This window comes from Kineococcus vitellinus, assembly GCF_009906315.1.
Taxonomy (GTDB): domain Bacteria; phylum Actinomycetota; class Actinomycetes; order Actinomycetales; family Kineococcaceae; genus Kineococcus; species Kineococcus vitellinus.
This window is the reverse complement of the sequence record NZ_JAAALL010000016.1, coordinates 1-15,898: the sequence shown is the minus strand read 5'-3', so window position 1 is coordinate 15,898 and position 15,898 is coordinate 1. Positions and strand designations below refer to the sequence as shown.

The 15,898-nt window shown below is 76.6% G+C and carries 12 protein-coding genes and 1 pseudogene; 5 read left to right on the top strand and 8 right to left on the bottom strand.

Going from position 1 to position 15,898, the window contains the following annotated elements:
• Positions 1-112 precede the first annotated feature (112 nt).
• The 4 genes from GTQ99_RS03020 to GTQ99_RS03005 all read left to right on the top strand — a co-directional run bounded on the left by GTQ99_RS03020 (position 113) and on the right by GTQ99_RS03005 (position 4,113).
• Complete coding sequence (locus tag GTQ99_RS03020; RefSeq protein WP_166614260.1) at positions 113-1,447, top strand: D-alanyl-D-alanine carboxypeptidase family protein; 1,335 nt, start codon at positions 113-115, stop codon at positions 1,445-1,447.
• A complete protein-coding gene (locus tag GTQ99_RS03015) occupies positions 1,447-2,250 on the top strand; it encodes a glycerophosphodiester phosphodiesterase family protein (protein WP_166614259.1) in 804 nt (267 codons plus the stop codon). The genes GTQ99_RS03020 and GTQ99_RS03015 overlap by 1 nt, the downstream gene beginning before the upstream one ends.
• A complete protein-coding gene (locus GTQ99_RS03010) occupies positions 2,247-3,614 on the top strand; it encodes an MFS transporter (protein WP_166614258.1) in 1,368 nt (455 codons plus the stop codon). Before GTQ99_RS03015 ends, GTQ99_RS03010 begins: the two co-directional genes overlap by 4 nt.
• 151 nt (positions 3,615-3,765) lie before the next feature.
• Entirely contained in the window at positions 3,766-4,113 is a 348-nt protein-coding gene (locus tag GTQ99_RS03005; RefSeq protein ID WP_166614257.1) for an RNA polymerase-binding protein RbpA, read from the top strand.
• Between the two features lie 56 nt (positions 4,114-4,169).
• Here the strand turns inward: GTQ99_RS03005 and GTQ99_RS03000 are convergent, their stop codons facing one another.
• The 4 genes from GTQ99_RS03000 to GTQ99_RS02985 form a co-directional block, all read right to left on the bottom strand.
• The gene (locus GTQ99_RS03000) at positions 4,170-4,745 is read right to left on the bottom strand and encodes an FxsA family protein (protein ID WP_166614256.1); all 576 of its coding nucleotides are present in this window, start codon (positions 4,743-4,745) and stop codon (positions 4,170-4,172) included.
• Complete coding sequence (lnt, locus tag GTQ99_RS02995) at positions 4,742-6,388, bottom strand: apolipoprotein N-acyltransferase (protein ID WP_166614255.1); 1,647 nt, start codon at positions 6,386-6,388, stop codon at positions 4,742-4,744. Before lnt ends, GTQ99_RS03000 begins: the two co-directional genes overlap by 4 nt.
• A gap of 495 nt (positions 6,389-6,883) precedes the next feature.
• Complete coding sequence (locus GTQ99_RS02990) at positions 6,884-8,479, bottom strand: amidohydrolase (protein ID WP_166614274.1); 1,596 nt, start codon at positions 8,477-8,479, stop codon at positions 6,884-6,886.
• A 162-nt stretch (positions 8,480-8,641) separates the two neighbouring features.
• A complete protein-coding gene (locus GTQ99_RS02985) occupies positions 8,642-9,523 on the bottom strand; it encodes an SCO4651 family lipoprotein (RefSeq protein ID WP_166614254.1) in 882 nt (293 codons plus the stop codon).
• A 147-nt stretch (positions 9,524-9,670) separates the two neighbouring features.
• Here GTQ99_RS02985 and GTQ99_RS02980 point away from each other — a divergent pair, with 147 nt between their 5' ends.
• Entirely contained in the window at positions 9,671-10,609 is a 939-nt protein-coding gene (locus tag GTQ99_RS02980) for a 5'-3' exonuclease (RefSeq protein WP_240896658.1), read from the top strand.
• Positions 10,610-10,672: 63 nt separating this feature from the next.
• On the opposite strand, the pseudogene GTQ99_RS27445 reads toward GTQ99_RS02980, so the two are convergent.
• The 4 genes and pseudogenes from GTQ99_RS27445 to tatA form a co-directional block, all read right to left on the bottom strand.
• A pseudogene (locus tag GTQ99_RS27445) lies at positions 10,673-13,464 on the bottom strand (DEAD/DEAH box helicase).
• Positions 13,465-13,518: 54 nt separating this feature from the next.
• On the bottom strand, positions 13,519-14,481 hold the full coding sequence (locus tag GTQ99_RS26565; protein WP_166614253.1) for a diacylglycerol kinase family protein: 963 nt from the start codon (positions 14,479-14,481) through the stop codon (positions 13,519-13,521).
• 21 nt (positions 14,482-14,502) lie between these two features.
• Entirely contained in the window at positions 14,503-15,360 is an 858-nt protein-coding gene (tatC, locus tag GTQ99_RS02965; protein WP_166614252.1) for a twin-arginine translocase subunit TatC, read from the bottom strand.
• Between the two features lie 32 nt (positions 15,361-15,392).
• On the bottom strand, positions 15,393-15,668 hold the full coding sequence (gene tatA / locus GTQ99_RS02960; RefSeq protein ID WP_166614251.1) for a Sec-independent protein translocase subunit TatA: 276 nt from the start codon (positions 15,666-15,668) through the stop codon (positions 15,393-15,395).
• Positions 15,669-15,898: the final 230 nt, after the last annotated feature.

The following is a 15,898-nucleotide window of genomic DNA, read 5'->3' as shown; positions in this document are numbered from 1 at the left end:
AGGTAGTGTCCGCTGCGGCGGGCCCCCACGGGTCCTCCACACCACCTGCCGACGACGCACCAGACGACGCCGCCCCGGGCTCGCGCCCCCGACCGCACTGGACGTACCCGACGTGCTGCCTGCCACGGCCCGCTCCCCCCGACGGACCTCCCGACTGCGCTCCGCGCTGCTGCTGGTGACGGCGGCCGCCGGCACCGGTTGCCTGGCCCTGGGCGTCGTCGCCCCGGCCTCGGCGGTCGCCGTGCCGGTGGGCACCTCGGCCGGCGTCGCGCTGACCCCCGTGGTCGCGGCGGGCACCGCCCCCTCCCCGGAGGAGCTGGAGCGCGCGCAGCGGCAGGCGCAGGAGTCGCAGGCCCGGGCCGCGCAGGCCAAGACCGACTACGAGGCCGCGCAGGCCACCCTCGACGCCCTGGCCGCCCAGGCGGGCGCCGCGCTGGAGACCTACCAGCAGGCCATGGAGGCCAAGTGGGCCGCCGAGCAGGAGGAGGCCGCCCAGCGCGAGCGGCTGGCGCAGGCCGAGGCCACCCTGGCCGAGGGCAAGAAGGACCTCGGCCAGTGGGCCTCGCAGGCCTACCGCGGCGGCGGCTCGCTGCAGGAGTACTCCGGCCTGGTCACCGTCCTGCAGGGCGGCCCCACCGACGACACCACCAGCGCGCTGGCCTCGGTCAAGCGCATCGGCGACGGGCGCACCAGCGCCGTCGAGGCCTACGAGGAGGCGCAGCGGGTCCAGGCCGACGCCACCACCAAGGCCGCCGCGGCCGCCGCGGAGGCGCGCAAGCAGGCGGACATCGCGGTCGCGGCCAAGCAGCAGTCCGACGCACTGGTGGCCCAGCAGCGCACGCAGGTGGCCGCGCTGGCCTCGCTGCAGGCGCAGGCCATGGGCAGCGCGCTCTCGGACGCCCAGCGCGCGGAGAACCTGGTCAAGGCCAAGGCCGCGGCGGACGCCGCAGCGGCCGCCGCGGCGGCGGCCGCCGCTGCCGCCGCCGCCAGCGGGGCCACGGTGTCCGGCTACGTCGGCGCGGTCGGCGACTGCACCGGCGCGGTGACGGCCGGCTACGCCAACGGCCTCATCCCGCGCAGCGCGCTGTGCCCGCTGTGGGGCGCGCCCAACCACGTGCTGCGCGCGGACGCCGCCAACGCCTTCCAGGCCCTCAGCCAGGCCTACGCGGCCGAGTTCGGCAGCCCGATCTCGATCACCGACTCCTACCGCACCCTGGCCGAGCAGATCGACGTCAAGGCCCGCAAGCCCGGGCTGGCGGCCAAGCCGGGCACCAGCCGGCACGGCCTGGGCATCGCCGTCGACCTCGGCGGCGGCATCCAGAACGCGGACTCCGCCCAGCACCAGTGGATGGACCGCAACGGCGCGCTGTACGGGTGGATCAACCCGGCCTGGGCGCAGAACCGCGGTGGTCAGTTCGAGCCCTGGCACTGGGAGTTCACCGGCTGATGAGCCTGTCGGCGGCCGTGCGGCGGCCACCGGCCCGGCACGCGTTCTGCGCGTGGGACGGGCCGCTGGCCATGGCGCACCGGGGCTTCTCCCGCGAGGGGCTGGAGAACTCGCTGGCGGCCTTCGCCGCCGCCGTCGAGCTGGGCTACACCTACCTGGAGACCGACGTGCGCGCCAGCGCCGACGGCGTGCCGGTCGCCTTCCACGACGAGCGCCTCGACCGCGCCACCGACGCGAGCGGCGTGCTGGAGCAGCTGCCGTGGTCCTCGGTGCGCACGGCGCGCATCGCCGGCCGCGAGCCGGTGCCGACGCTGGAGGAGGTCCTGGGGACCTTCCCGCACGCCCGCTTCAACCTCGACGTCAAGACGGTGGCCGCGCTGCCCGCGCTGCCGCAGGTGCTGCGCCGCACCCGGGCCCACGGCCGGGTGCTCGTCACGGCGTTCGCGGAACCGCGGCGGCGGGCGGCGCTGGCGGCCGCCGGGGGCGACGAGGCGACGTCGGCGGGCTCCCTGCGCACCGCGCTGGGCCTGGCCGCCGCGAGCGTGCGCGCGGACCGGCTGGTGCGCGCCGCGCTCGGCGGCGTCGACGCCGTGCAGGTGCCCGTGCGCCGGGACGGGCTGCGGGTGGTCTCCGCCGGCTTCGTCGAGGCGGTGCACCGCGCGGGGGCGCAGGTGCACGTGTGGACGGTGGACGAGCCGGTGCAGATCGGCGCGCTGCTGGACCTGGGCGTGGACGGCATCATCACCGACCGCGCCGACGTGCTCAAGGACGTGCTGGTGGCCCGCGGTCAGTGGACCGCGTGAGCCGGGCGCCGGACGCCCGCACCCTGCGGCGGGCCCGGCGCAGCTGGTACGTCTACGACTGGGCGAACTCGGCGTACGTGACGACGACGCAGACGGTGCTGTTCGCGCCCTACCTGACGGTGCTGGCCCGGCGCGCCGCGTGCCCGGAGGCCCCCGAGGGCTGCACCCGGCCGCTGTCGGTGCTGGGCCTGCCCGTGGCGCCGGGCTCGCTCGCGCTCTACACGATCACGCTGGCCACGGTGCTCTCCGCGCTGCTGCTGCCCTTCGTGGGGGCGCTGGCCGACCGCAGCCGCCACCGGCACCGGCTGCTGGCGGCCTTCGCCTGGACCGGCGCCACCGCGGCCACCGCCATGGTCGCCCTGGGCGGGGACCGCTGGTGGCTGGGGGTGCTGCTGGCGCTGGTCGCCACCACCGGCCTGGTCTGGTCGGCGGTGGTCAACGACGCCCTGCTGTGCGACGTGGCACCACCGGACGAGCGCGACACCGCCTCCTCGCGCGGCTGGGCGGCCGGCTACCTCGGCGGCTTCCTGCTGCTGGCGGCCAACCTGGCCGTCGTCTCCTCCCCGGGATCGCTGGGGCTGACCGACGAGTGGGCGGTGCGCCTGTCGCTGGCCTCCGCCGGGTTGTGGTGGGGGCTGTTCACCGTGGTGCCGGTCCTGGGGCTGCGCCGGCTGCCGCCGCGCGAGCCGCCGGCGCTGGCACCGGGGCGGCGGGGGTCGCTGACGGCGCCGGTGCGCCAGCTCGTGCAGACGCTGCGCGGGCTGCGCCGGCACCCGCAGGTGCTGCGCTTCCTGCTGGCCTACCTGGTCTTCAACGACGGCATCCAGACGGTGGTGGCCGCGGCCAGCATCTACGGGCAGGAGCAGCTGGGCTTCTCCTCGGCCCAGCTGCTGACGACGGTGCTCGTCGTGCAGGCCGTCGCGTTCGCCGGGGCGCTCGCCTTCGGCCGCGCCGCGGGGCGCTTCGGCGCGCAGCGCACCGTGCTGGCGGGGCTGCTGCTGTGGATCGTCGTGGTGCTGGCGGCCTTCGCGGTGCCGCGCGGCGCCTTCGGCACCTGGCTGGTGCTGGCGGTGCTCATCGGGCTGGTGCTCGGGGGGACGCAGGCGCTGTCGCGCTCGCTCTTCAGCCGCCTGGTCCCGGTGGGCGCGGAGGCGGAGTACTTCAGCCTCTACCAAGCCGGCGAGCGCGGAACGAGTTGGTTGGGGACACTGGTGTTCGGGCTCGTCGCACAGCTGAGCGGGTCCTACCGTCCCGCGCTGGTGGCACTGCTGGTGTTCTTCGTCGTGGGGGCGGTCCTGCTGGCGCGGGTGGACGTCGAAGCCGGTGTTCGACAGGCACGCGCCGGTGCTGAGCCCGTACTCTGAGTAACCGATCAACCTCGCTGCGCACATGAACTTCACACTCCTGCCGCGGGAGTGGCGGAACAGCGGGGGTCGTCGCGGCGTTCAACCATTCAGTCCCCCCGCTCCCCGACCCGGGGAGCAGCCACATCGAGGGGACGGTGGGGAGGGTCACATGAGCGAGCGCAACCTGCGAGGATCCCGCCTCGGAGCCGCGAGCCTCGAGAGCGAGTCCGGTGTCGAGCCGGCGGAACGCCAGCAAGTCACGTACCACTGCCCGAACGGACACACCGTGGTGGTGCCCATGTCGCTGGAGGCCGAAGTGCCTCCGCTGTGGGAGTGCCGTTGCGGGGCGGAGGCGCTGCGCGCCGACACCGACGCCCCGGAGAGGAAGGCCGGCAAGCCGGCGCGCACGCACTGGGACATGCTCCTGGAGCGGCGCACCATCGCCGAGCTCGAGGTCCTGCTCGACGAGCGCCTCGAACTGCTGCGCAACCGTCAGCTGATCAAGCGCAGCGCCTGAGTCCGGACCAGGAGGCCGGTCCCCTCGCGGGGGCCGGCCTTCGTGCTGCCCGGCACCTAGCGCAGCCGCCCCGGACCCAGCTCGCGCGGACCGCCGTCCACCACGTCGCCGTCGACGACCTCGCCGTCCACCACGTCACCGCCCACCACGTCACCGGGCACGACGCCGCCCGCGGCGCGCACCGCCCGCTCGACGCGGCGGCGCACCAGCCGCCCGACCGCGCGGCGCAGCAGCCGCCGGGTCACCGGGACGATGCACAGCAGCCCCAGCACGTCGCTCAGCAGCCCCGGCAGCACCAGCAGCACGCCACCGGCCCCGGTGAGCAGGGCGTCGCCGACGGTGCCGGGGTGCTGACCGGGTGCCGGTGCGCCCCACGGCCGGGCGGCGCCCTCCCGGAAGGCCTCCAGCGCCCGGCGGCCCGCGCGGCGCAGCACCGCCGCTCCCGCCGCCGTCTCCACCAGCAGCAGCACCAGCACCCAGCCCGTGCCCACGAGGTGCCCCAGCTGCACCAGCAGCCAGATCTCGACCGCGAGCAGCGCCAGCACCGCCAGCGGCAGCCACGTCGTCCAGCGCCGCCGCCGGCGGCGGGAGGCGCCGCCGGCCGGCCCGCCCGGCCCCGGCAGCGCGCTCACGCCGGCACCGGGTCGCTGGCCGGGGCCAGGGGGACGCGCCGCCCGCGGCCCGGGCGGCGCTCACCGCGGCGGGCGGTCAGCAGCAGCAGGACGCCCAGGGCGCTCAGCACGAGCTCGGGCAGGGCGCCGACCCGGGTGGCGACGGTCTGCGTGGAGCGCAGCACCACCTCGCCCTGCAGCACGTCGGTGGTGAACAGCGCGCTCTCGTCGTGCGCGACGCCGTCGGGGGTGATGAGCGCGCTGACGCCCACCGTGGAGATCTGCACGACCGCCCGGCCGCTCTCCACCGCCCGCAACCGCGACATCGCCAGCTGCTGCACCGCTTCGTCGGAGCGGCCGAAGGTGGCGTTGTTGGTCTGCACGACGAGGAACTGCGCACCGGCGCGCACCGAGTCGCGCACGGTGTCGTCGAAGGCGACCTCGAAGCAGATGACGTCCCCGACCGGCACCCCGCCCATCCGCAGCAGCCCCACGTGGTCGCCGTGGACGAAGTCGCGCGGCACCAGGTCGACCTTGTCGGTGATCGCGCGGAAGAAGGCGCGGTGGGGCATGTACTCGGCGAACGGCGCCGGCCGCTGCTTGACGTAGTGCCGGCTGTCGTCCTCGCGGGCACCCTCGATGCCGTCGGCGGGCGTGACCACCAGCCCGGTGTTCGAGACGAACTCGCCCGGACCCTGCAGGACGGCCCCCACGAGCACCGGCACGCCGATCTCGTCGGCGGCCTGCTCGATGACGGCGCGCGCGTCGGCGTTCTCGTAGGGGTCGATGTCGCTGGAGTTCTCCGGCCACAGCACCAGGTCGGGCCGCGGCGCGGTGCCCTCGGCGACCTGGCGGGCCAGCGCCAGCGTCGCGCGGGCGTGGTTGTCCAGCACCGCGCGCCGCTCGGCGTTGAACTCCAGGCCCTCGGCGGGGGTGTTGCCCTGGACGGCGGCGACGCGGCGGGTGCCGTCCTCGGCCTCGGTCGGGCGGGGCACCAGCGCTCCCGAGGAGGTGACGAGCGCTGCGGCCAGCAGGGACAGCAGCGCCGGCCGCAGCCGGGGCACCCCGCGCGCGGCGCCGGCCGGGGCCGGCAGCCGCAGCAGCGCGAGCACCGCCTGCGCCGCGAACGCACCGGCCAGGGCGACGCCGAAGGTGACCAGGGGGGAGCCGCCCAGCGCGGCCAGCCCCAGCGTCGGGGCGTCGGCCTGCGAGAAGGCGAGCCTGCCCCACGGGAAGCCCTCGAAGGGGATCCGCGCGCGGGCCGCCTCCACGCCCGTCCAGCCGCAGGCGACCGCGAGCGGCGCCAGCCGCCAGCGGGACCGCTGCAGGCGCGGCAGCAGGCCGCCGAGGACGGCGTAGAAGAGCGCGCACGCCACGGTGAGGGCCGACCAGGGCAGCAGCCCCACGAACGTGCCGCTCCACGACAGGTGCGGGAACATGAACGCCAGCCCGAACAGCGCCCCGGCCAGGACGCCGCGGCGCGCGCGCACGCGGTGGGTGGCCAGCGACAGCAGCGCCACGGCGAGGATCGCGGCCGGCCACCAGCCGGCCGTCGAGACCGCTCCGGGGAAGGCGGCCCAGGCCGCCGCGCCGCCGAGGACGGCCAGCAGCAGGCTGAGCGGCAGCAGGGCCGGCGGCGGGTCGACCGGGCGGACGCGGTGCATCCGCCGAGGGTACGTCGTGCGCGGACCCGCCAGCGGTCCAGGTGCTCGCGGACCCGCCGGCGGTCCAGGTCGAGTCCGCGCCGCCCGTCGGGCCGTCGCACGCCCCGTCGGCCACGAGGCGCACGCCGTTGTCTAAGGGCGCGCGGACTCGACCCCGTCCACACCGTCCGGCATCGCGCGCCGCCGTCGTCGCAGGTGGTGCGGCTGCGACGGCGGTGGCGCGGCGTGCCGGGCGGTCGTGCTGGTCGTGGACTGCACCTGTGAAACTACTCAGCCGCCGCCGGGTGTCAACCGGCGCCTGACCTGCGACGACGTGCAACGCGGCAGGTCACGCGGGGGTCACCGCACGGACGGGGACCTCGGGCTCCCGGCGTGTCGTCGGCGTGTCGCCCACGTGTCGGGAGGGGGTCGAGGGGTTGGCGGGACGGTGGGAGCCGTTCACCGCGGGTGCCGGAGCGGGCACTGAGGGTGCGCGGAACGACCCCGGCGGGCCGCTCAGGCCGCGAGGTCGTCGTGCACGAGGGCCCCGCCCACGGCGGTGCGCCGGCACCGCGGCAGCGGCGCTCCGGGCTGCAGGTCCGGCAGGCCGGGGGTGCCCGAGCGCGCGTCGGTGCTCCACCCGGACAGCCGCCGGTCGGGCGCCTGCACGACGAGGTCGCCGACGTCCCAGACGGCGTAGTCGGCCGGGGCGCCCGGGCGCAGCACGCCCGGGTGGCCGGTGCCGGCGAGGCGGTGCCCGCCGCGCGTGTGCGCCAGGAACGCCGCGCGCACCGAGACCGCGTGCTCGGGCTCGCCGGGGAAGCCCGCCGCCCGCACCGCCTCCCACGGCCCGAAGGGGGTGACCGGGGTGTCCGAGCCCAGGGCCAGCGGCACCCCGGCGGCGGCGAACGCGGCGAAGGGGTGCAGGGCCCGGGCGCGCTCGGCGCCCAGCCGCCGCGCGTACAGCCCCTGCGCGCCGCCCCACGTCGCGTCGAAGGCCGGCTGGGCGCTCACCGCCGCCCCCAGCCGGGCGAAGACGGCCACCACCTCCGCGTCGGCGGCCACGGCGTGCTCCACGCGGTGCCCGGCGGCCGCCACGGCGCTCGCCCCCAGGTCGGCGGCGACGGCGTCCAGGGCCTCGGCCACCAGGTGCAGCGCCGCGTCGCCGACGGCGTGGAAGGCCGCCGGGACGCCGGCGCGGGTGCAGGCGTGCAGGTGGTCGCGCACCGCCGCGGCGTCCAGGTGCAGCCGCCCGCGCTCGCCCGGCGCGTCGGCGTAGTCGGCGCGCAGGGCGGCCGTGCGCGAGCCCAGCGCGCCGTCCACGGCCAGGTCCCCGCCCAGGCCGGCCGGCCGCGCCCCGGCCGCCGCGGCCTCCTCCAGCACCGCGCGGGCGCCGTCGGGGTCGCGCACCAGCTCGGCGAGGTAGCCCACGACCTCCGGCAGCGGCTCGCGCCCGTCGGCGCGCTCGACCGCGCTGCCGGCACCCGCCAGCCGCTGCAGGGCGGCCAGGTCCCCGGGCGGCGCCAGCCAGCGCCCGGACATCTCGTGCACGGTGCCGATCCCGGCGCGGGCCGCGGCGCGCAGGGCGGCGCGGTGGGCCCGCTCGGCGTCGGCGGCGCCCAGGGCCGCCCAGCGGGCCTCCAGCGCCGCGTGGTGGGCCTCGGTGCGCACCCAGCCGTCCCCGTCCCAGCCGGCCAGCCCGGCCAGCCCCCCGGTGGCGGCGAGGGCGGTGGAGACCAGGGCGCTGTGGCCGTCCACGCGCGAGAGCAGCACCGCGGCACCACCGCCGGCGCGGTCCAGCTGGGCGCGGGTGGGGGGCCGGTCGCCGGCGGGCCAGCGGGACTCGTCCCAGCCGAACCCGGCGACGAGGCCGCCCGCCTGCGCGGCGGCCGCCGCGGCGACCGCTGCCAGCAGCTCGCCGCTGCTGGAGGTGAGGCTGAGGTCGAGGCCGGTCTCGCGCAGCCCGGTCTCCGTCAGGTGCACGTGCGCGTCGACGAAGGCCGGGGTGATCAGGCGCCCCTCCAGCTCGACGACCTCGTCACCGGGGCGGGTCCACGGGCCCGCGCCCTCCTCGGGGCCGATCCACGCGACGGTCGCACCGTCCACGAGCATCGCGGTCGCGAACGGGTCGGCGGGGCTGTACACCGCTCCACCGCGGTAGAGCCTGCGGGTAGCCACCCGGGCAGCCTAGGCAGCTCCCACGCACGAGCGCCCGCGGCCCCGCCCGGGAGGGCGGGACCGCGGGCGCTGCGAGGCTCAGGCTCGACCCGAGGGTCAGGCCGCCGCGGCGGGGGCGGTGCCGGTGGCCGTGCCGTCGAAGGCCGGGGCCTCGGTCACGGTGGCCGGGTCCGGAGCGGCCACGTCGACCTCGGAGCCCCAGTCGTAGTAGTCCATCGTGACGTCCATCGTCGCGCCCTCGACGGTGATCTGCTCGCTCATGCGCACCGGGCGGTCCTGCTCGTCGACGTACAGGGTGAACGGGATGTCGCCGATCTGCTCGGCGGCGGCGCTCGCGTCGGCGGTGCGCTGCTCCGGCGGCAGCAGCTCCATGGCCTTGGCGACGTCGATGGTGCCGGCGTAGCCCTTGGCCTCGACGCCGCGGACGGTCTGACCCGGGACCTCCCGCACGTCCTCGGCGACGGCCTGCAGCTGCTCCAGCGCCTTGGTCGGGTCCATCGCGGAGGTGTCCAGACCGCCCGCCGCCATGGCGTCCAGCGGCATCTTCAGCCACTGGCCCTCGGCGGTCAGGGGCGCACCGGACACGTACGCCGTGCCGTCGACCAGGCGCATCGTCAGGCTCATCCCGCCCGCCTGGGCGGGCAGCGCCACCTTCATCTCGAAGGCGCCGGTGGCCGCGTCGAAGGCGCCGTCACCGCTGACCTCCACGGCCTGGCCCTCGGCGGTGCCCGCCACGGCCAGGGAGAACTTGGCGCTGCCGGCCTCCTTGGACTGCTGCGCCGAGGCCTGCACGGCCTGGAAGGCGGTCAGCTGGGTCGCCGGCGAGGCCGTCGCGGTGGAGGCCGCCGGGGCGGCGGCGTCGTCCCCGCCGCTGCAGGCGCCGAGGCCGAGGGCGAGGACGGCGGCGCCACCCGCGGCCAGTGCGCCGAGGCGACGACGCCGCGGGCGCGAGCTGCTGGCGGTGTGGCTGGTGGTCATGGTCGGTTCCCCCCTGGACGAGCTGAGAGTTCGGCGTGGACCGCGTCCACCCCTCCAGGATGCCTCCGCCGCCGCGCGCGGTAGTCACCCGTTGGGAGGAGGTTCGGGGTCCGTCCGGTGGAGCCGCCGGGTGCGAGGATCCTCCGCATGCCACCCGCCACCGGTCGCACCGACGGTCGCACGATGCTCCTCGACTCCGCCTCCCTGTACTTCCGCGCCTTCCACGGCGTGCCGGAGTCGGTGAGCGCCCCGGACGGCAGCCCCGTCAACGCCGTCCGCGGTTTCCTGGACGCGATCGCCCTCCTCGTCTCCACCCACCGCCCCACCCGGCTGGTGGCCTGCTGGGACGAGGACTGGCGGCCCGCCTTCCGGGTGCGGGCGCTGCCCTCCTACAAGGCGCACCGGGTCGCCGCCGACGGCGGGGAGGAGGCCCCCGCCGCCCTGCTGCCGCAGGTGGACGTCATCGTCGAGGTGCTGGCCGCCCTCGGCCTCGCCCGCGTCGGCTGCCCCGGCTACGAGGCGGACGACGTGCTGGCCGCCCTCACCGACCGCGCCGACGGGCCGGTCGACGTCGTCACCGGCGACCGGGACATGTTCCAGCTCGTCGACGACGCCGCGCAGGTGCGGGTCCTGTACTGCGGCAAGGGCGTGCGCAGGGCGGAGGCGGTGGACCAGGCGTGGCTGGCGGCCCGCTACGGGGTGGCGACGGGGCAGGCGTACGCCGACCTGGCGGTCCTGCGCGGGGACCCCTCGGACGGGCTGCCCGGGGTGGCGGGCGTCGGGGAGAAGACGGCCGCCGCGCTGCTGGCCCGCTTCGGCGACCTCGACGCCCTGCTGGCGGCCGCCGACGACCCGGCCTCGGACCTGTCGCCGGGGCAGCGCGGCAAGCTGCTGGCCGCCCGCGACTACCTGCGCGCGGCGCCCGTGGTGGTGCGCACGGCCCGGGAGGCGCCGGTCGCGCACGTGCAGGACGCGCTGCCGCGCGAGCCGGCCGACCCGGCGGCGCTGGCCGCCCTGGTGCAGCGCTGGGGGCTTGCCTCCAGCGTGGAGCGCGTCCTCGCGGCCTGCGCGCAGGCCCTCGCCTGAACCCGCCCCTCGCCCACCGCCGGCCCACCGCTCCCCCGCGGCTGCCCGCAGGGCGGCGCCGGCTCAGGTGAGGGAGGTGTGCGCCACGACCCCGCGGCGCACCACGTCGACGGCGTCGCGGGCCGCCGAGCGCACCCCGGGGTCCAGCGAGGCGACGGCCACCTGGTCCAGCAGGTCCACCAGCTGCTTGCAGCGGCGCACGAAGTCGCCGGCGGCGAGGTCGGCGTCGCGCAGGACGGCGTCCAGCCGGTGGCCCGAGGCCCACCGGTGCACCGCCCACGCCAGCCCGGGGTCCGGTTCGCGCGTGGTGGGCACGCGGTGCTCGTCCTCGCGGTCGGTCAGCTCGCTCCACAGCCGGTGCATGGCGCCGATGGCCGCCTCCGCCTTGCGCGGGGTGCGCTCGGGCCGCCCGCCCTCGTCGCGGCGCGACTCGTGCACGAGCGCGGAGACCGCGGCGGCCAGGTCGGCCGGCGACAACCCCGTCCACACGCCCTGGCGCAGGCACTGGGCGACGAGCAGGTCGGTCTCGGCGTTGATGCGCCGCAGCGTGCGCCCGGCGTCGGTGACGGCCCGGCCGTCGGGGGTGAGGTAGCCCAGCTCGGCCAGCAGGTCGCACACCCGGTCGAAGGTGCGCGCGATGGTGCCGGTGCGCCCCTCGATCTTGCGCTGCAGGCCCTGGGTGTCGCGGCGCAGCTTCTCCTCGCGCACCGCCCAGCGGGCGTGCTCCTCGCGGTCGGCGCAGCCGTGGCAGGGGTGCGCGCGCAGCCGCTGGCGCAGGTCGGCCAGCACCGGGTCCTCCGCGGCCGCCACCGCACCCCCGCGCCGTCGCGGCACGTCGCCACCGCCGATCTCGGCCAGCGCGTTGCGCAGCGAAGAGGCCAGGTCGCGGCGCTCCTGGGGGCTGCGCCAGTTGAACTGCTTGGGCAGCCGCACCCGCGCGATCGCCTCCACGGCCGCGGTGAAGTCCTCCGCGGCGATGGTGCGCACCTGGCGGTCCTGGCTGAGCACCCGGGGGCTGGGCCCGTCGAAGCCCCGGCCCGGCACGAGGTCGAGCACGACGCCGAAGGTCGCGCGCCGGCCGCCGGGCAGGGCGATGACGTCACCGGGGGCCAGGGTCTCGACGGAGGCCTGCGCCTGGGCGCGCCGCTGGGCGGCACCGGCGCGCGAGAGCTCCTTCTCGCGCTCGCCGACGGCCTGGCGCAGCGCGAAGTACTCGTGGAAGTCGCCGAGGTGGCACGTCATGGCCTCGGTGTAGCCGCGCAGCGCCTCCTGCTGGTTCTTGATCTGCTGCGCCTGCCCGACGACGGCGCGGTCGGCCTGGAACTGCGCGAACGAGGTCTCCAGGATGTCGCGGGCGCGCTCGCGGCCGACCTGCTCGACGAGGTTGACGGCCATGTTGTAGGTCGGCCGGAAGCTGGAGCGCAGCGGGAAGGTGCGCCGCGAGGCGAGCCCGGCGACGGCCTCGGGGTCGGTGCCCGGCGCCCACAGCACGACGGCGTGGCCCTCGACGTCGATGCCGCGGCGCCCGGCGCGCCCGGTCAGCTGGGTGTACTCCCCCGGCGTGATGTCGACGTGCGTCTGCCCGTTCCACTTCACCAGCCGCTCCAGGACGACCGAGCGGGCGGGCATGTTCACCCCCAGCGCGAGGGTCTCGGTGGCGAAGACGGCCTTGACGAGCCCGGCGGCGAACAGGTGCTCCACGGTCTCCTTGAAGACCGGCAGCAGCCCCGCGTGGTGGGCGGCCAGGCCGCGCTCCAGCCCGTCCAGCCACTCCCAGTAGCCCAGGACGGCCAGGTCGGAGGAGGGGATCTCCGAGCAGCGCTCCTCGGCGATCGCGCGGATCGCCTTGCCCTCCTCGGGCGTGGTGAGGCGCAGCCCCCACGCCGCGCACTGCTGCACGGCCGCGTCGCAGCCGGCGCGGCTGAAGATGAAGGTGATCGCGGGCAGCAGGCCCGCGGCGTCCAGGGTGTCCAGGACCTGCGCGCGGCTGGCGGGGCGCCCCGGCGACAGGCCGGAGCCGCCGCCGACGCCGCCGCTCCCGCCGCGCTGCTGCCCGCGCCGGCGGCGCTCAGCCGGTCGGTGCGCAGCTGCTGGCGCGACATGGCCACCAGCTCGGGGTTGACGATCGCCCCGGGCACCAGCGAGCCCTCGTCGCCGCCCAGCGGGTCGCCGTCGGGGTCGGTGAACAGGTCGTACAGGCGGGTGCCGACGGCCAGGTGCTGCCACAGCGGCACGGGGCGGTGCTCGGAGACGACGACCTCGGTGTCGCCGCGCACGGTGCCCAGCCAGGCGCCGAACTCCTCGGCGTTGCTGACGGTGGCCGACAGCGACACCACGAGGACGTCCTGGGGCAGGTGGATGATCACCTCCTCCCAGACGGCGCCGCGGGAGCGGTCGGCGAGGTAGTGCACCTCGTCCATGACCACGTAGCCGAGGCCGTCCAGCAGCGAGCTGCCCGCGTAGAGCATGTTGCGCAGGACCTCGGTCGTCATGACGACGACCGGCGCCTCGCCGTTGACGGAGTTGTCCCCGGTGAGCAGGCCGACGGCGCCGGGGCCGTGCCGCTCGACGAGCTCGGCGTACTTCTGGTTCGACAGCGCCTTGATGGGCGTGGTGTAGAACGCCTTGCGGCCGGTGCGCAGCGCCAGGTGGGCGGCGAACTCGCCGACCACCGTCTTGCCGGCGCCCGTCGGCGCGGCCACGAGGACGCCCCGTCCCGCCTCCAGGGCCTGACACGCCTGCAGCTGGAAGCCGTCGAGGTCGAAGCCCAGCGTGCCCGCGAACTGCGCGAGCTCCGTGCGGGACTCCTCGGTGCGACGGCGCGCTGCCGCGTAGCGTTCCGCGGGGCTTGCCATGCGGTGACAGTACGTCAGGGCAGCCACCGGCGCCGCTCCGGCCCGCCGCGACGATCAGCCGGCGGCCCGCGGCGCCAGCACCCGCAGCGCCCCCGGCACCGCCTCGCAGGTCACCGGCAGCTCGCCCAGCGGCTCGCCGTCGGCGTGGGGGCGGGGCACCGCGCCGCCGGGCAGCGCCTCCAGCCGCACCGTGCGGGCGCGGTGCACGGAGACCACGGGCAGGTCCAGGTGCCTGCCGCGGCGCACCGTCGGGAAGACGCGCAGCGCGGCGAGCGGGGAGAGCCGGTCGACGACGACGACGTCGAGCAGGCCGTCGGTGGGGTCGGCGTGCGGGGCCATGAGCATCCCGCCGCCGTAGCAGCCGGTGTTGGCGACCGCCACGAGCAGCGCCTCGCGCTCGAAGCCCACCCCGTCCAGGGTGACCCGCAGCGGCACGCCGCGCACGACGGCCAGCTCGCGCAGCGCGGCCAGGGTGTAGCGCGCCGGGCCGCGCGGCCAGCGCCAGCGGTTGGCGCGCTCGTTGACGAGGGCGTCGACGCCGGAGGCGAGGATGCTGGCGTACCAGCCGGTGGTCCCGGTCGCGCCGCCCGAGCCGCCCGAGCCGCCGGCGCCGCCGGTGCTGACGCGCACCGCGTCGACGGCCCGGGTGCTGCCGCTCAGCACGGCGTCGGCGACGTCCTGAGCGGCGCGCACCGGGTCCCCCAGCGGCAGCCGGAGCCCGCGCGCGATGTCGTTGCCGGTGCCGGCGGCCACGATGCCGAGGGCGGTGGGGGTGCCCGCCACGGCGCCGACGCCGGCGTGCACGAGGCCGTCACCGCCGACGACGACGAGGGCCTCGAAGCCGGCCACCTGCTCGCGGGCGGCGCGCCGGGCCCCCTCGAGGTCGTGGGCGGAGACGTCGACGACGTCCAGCCCGGCGCGGCGCAGCACGCTGAGCACGCGCTCGCCCGCGGCCCGACCGGCCCCGCGACCCGCCGTCGGGTTCACGAGGAGGCCGACCCGCCCTGCGGAGCTCACCTGCGCGTCAGCCGGCGCGCGTCAGAGGGCGCTGGCTTCGTCGTCGCTGAGCGCGCCGTAGTCGGGCTCGTCGGAGTTCTTCGAGCGCCGGCGGTCGTTCAGCAGGGCGATGACCGTCGCGAGGGCGAAGAGGACGAGCAGCGGGCAGGCCAGCAGGATCATCGTCGTGATGTCCGAGGTGGGCGTGACGATCGCGGAGAAGAGGAAGCTCAGGAAGACGCTGATGCGCCACTGCTTGAGGATCGCCTTGCCGGAGACCAGGTGCGCCAGGTTGAGGCCGACCAGCACCACCGGCATGAGGAAGCCCAGCCCGAAGGCGAGGATGATCCGCATGACGAAGGCCAGGTAGACGTCGGCACCGATGAGGTTCGCCGCGTCGGTGGGGGTGAAGTCGACGAGGAAGCGCACCGCGTTCGGCAGCACGAGGTAGGCGATGGCCACCCCGGCCAGGAACAGCGGGACGGCGGCCGTGATGAAGCCGACCGCGTACCGGCGCTCCTTCTTCGTCAGCCCCGGGGTGATGAACGCCCACAGCTGGTAGATCCAGAACGGGCTGGAGGCGATGACGCCGCACCAGATCGCGCCCTTGACGGCCAGGTCGAACGCCTGCCCGACCTGGGTGAAGTTCAGGGCGACGTCCTCGTAGCCCTTGGCCTCGGCGAAGTCCAGCAGCGGCTTCTGCAGGTACTGGAAGACGCCCTCGAAGCTGCCCCAGCCCTGGTGCCAGCCGCGCCAGAGGAACCAGCCGCCGATGCTGCCCACGAGCAGCGCGATCGACGCCTTGAAGACGCGGTTGCGCAGCTCCCTCAGGTGGTCCATGAGGGGCATGCGCCCCTCGGGGTCCTTGGGCCCACGTCGACGGACGGTGGTCACGGCCATGGCTGGATGGTCTCAGACGCCCGTGCGGCGGCTCAGGAGGCGCGGGACTGGCGCTCGGCGTCGGTCTGCTCGAGGCGCTCCGCGGCGATCTTGCCCTCGACCTGCGTCGGCTCGGAGGTCTTCGCGGCGGTGGTCGCGTCGGCGTCCTTGCCGTCGTTCTTCATCTCCTTGACCTCGCTCTTGAAGATGCGCATCGAGCGACCGAGGCCGCGCGCCGCGTCGGGCAGCCGCTTGCTGCCGAACAGCGCGATGAGCAGCACGACGAGGATGACGAGCACCCACGGGTGGTCGACGAGGTTGCGGAACATCAGTCCTCCAGGGTTGGACGAAGCGCGGCCATCGTACGTCGATCGGGACCGCCCGTGGGACAAGCTCGCGCGTCGAGTCGCCCGGTGGGGGTCGGATCGGCGCCCCGGCGGCGTCGCGCGGGTGACGGGGGGGCGAACGCCGGGCCCGGCGCGGCCCCGGACCGGGCGCGGGACCGGGACGCGCGGGAGCCGCGGCGCGGACGGGAGCGTCCGGGCCGCGGCTCCGGGAG

What these genes read in the sequence shown, in the direction of transcription:
- GTQ99_RS03015 (WP_166614259.1), top strand. Translation starts at nt 1,447, where the DNA reads ATGAGCCTGTCGGCGGCCGTGCGGCGGCCACCGGCCCGGCACGCGTTC.
- GTQ99_RS02985 (WP_166614254.1), bottom strand. Translation starts at nt 9,523, where the DNA reads ATGACCACCAGCCACACCGCCAGCAGCTCGCGCCCGCGGCGTCGTCGC.
- GTQ99_RS02990 (WP_166614274.1), bottom strand. Translation starts at nt 8,479, where the DNA reads ATGCTCGTGGACGGTGCGACCGTCGCGTGGATCGGCCCCGAGGAGGGC.
- lnt (WP_166614255.1), bottom strand. Translation starts at nt 6,388, where the DNA reads ATGCACCGCGTCCGCCCGGTCGACCCGCCGCCGGCCCTGCTGCCGCTC.
- tatC (WP_166614252.1), bottom strand. Translation starts at nt 15,360, where the DNA reads ATGGCCGTGACCACCGTCCGTCGACGTGGGCCCAAGGACCCCGAGGGG.
- GTQ99_RS02980 (WP_240896658.1), top strand. Translation starts at nt 9,671, where the DNA reads ATGCCACCCGCCACCGGTCGCACCGACGGTCGCACGATGCTCCTCGAC.
- tatA (WP_166614251.1), bottom strand. Translation starts at nt 15,668, where the DNA reads ATGTTCCGCAACCTCGTCGACCACCCGTGGGTGCTCGTCATCCTCGTC.
- GTQ99_RS03005 (WP_166614257.1), top strand. Translation starts at nt 3,766, where the DNA reads ATGAGCGAGCGCAACCTGCGAGGATCCCGCCTCGGAGCCGCGAGCCTC.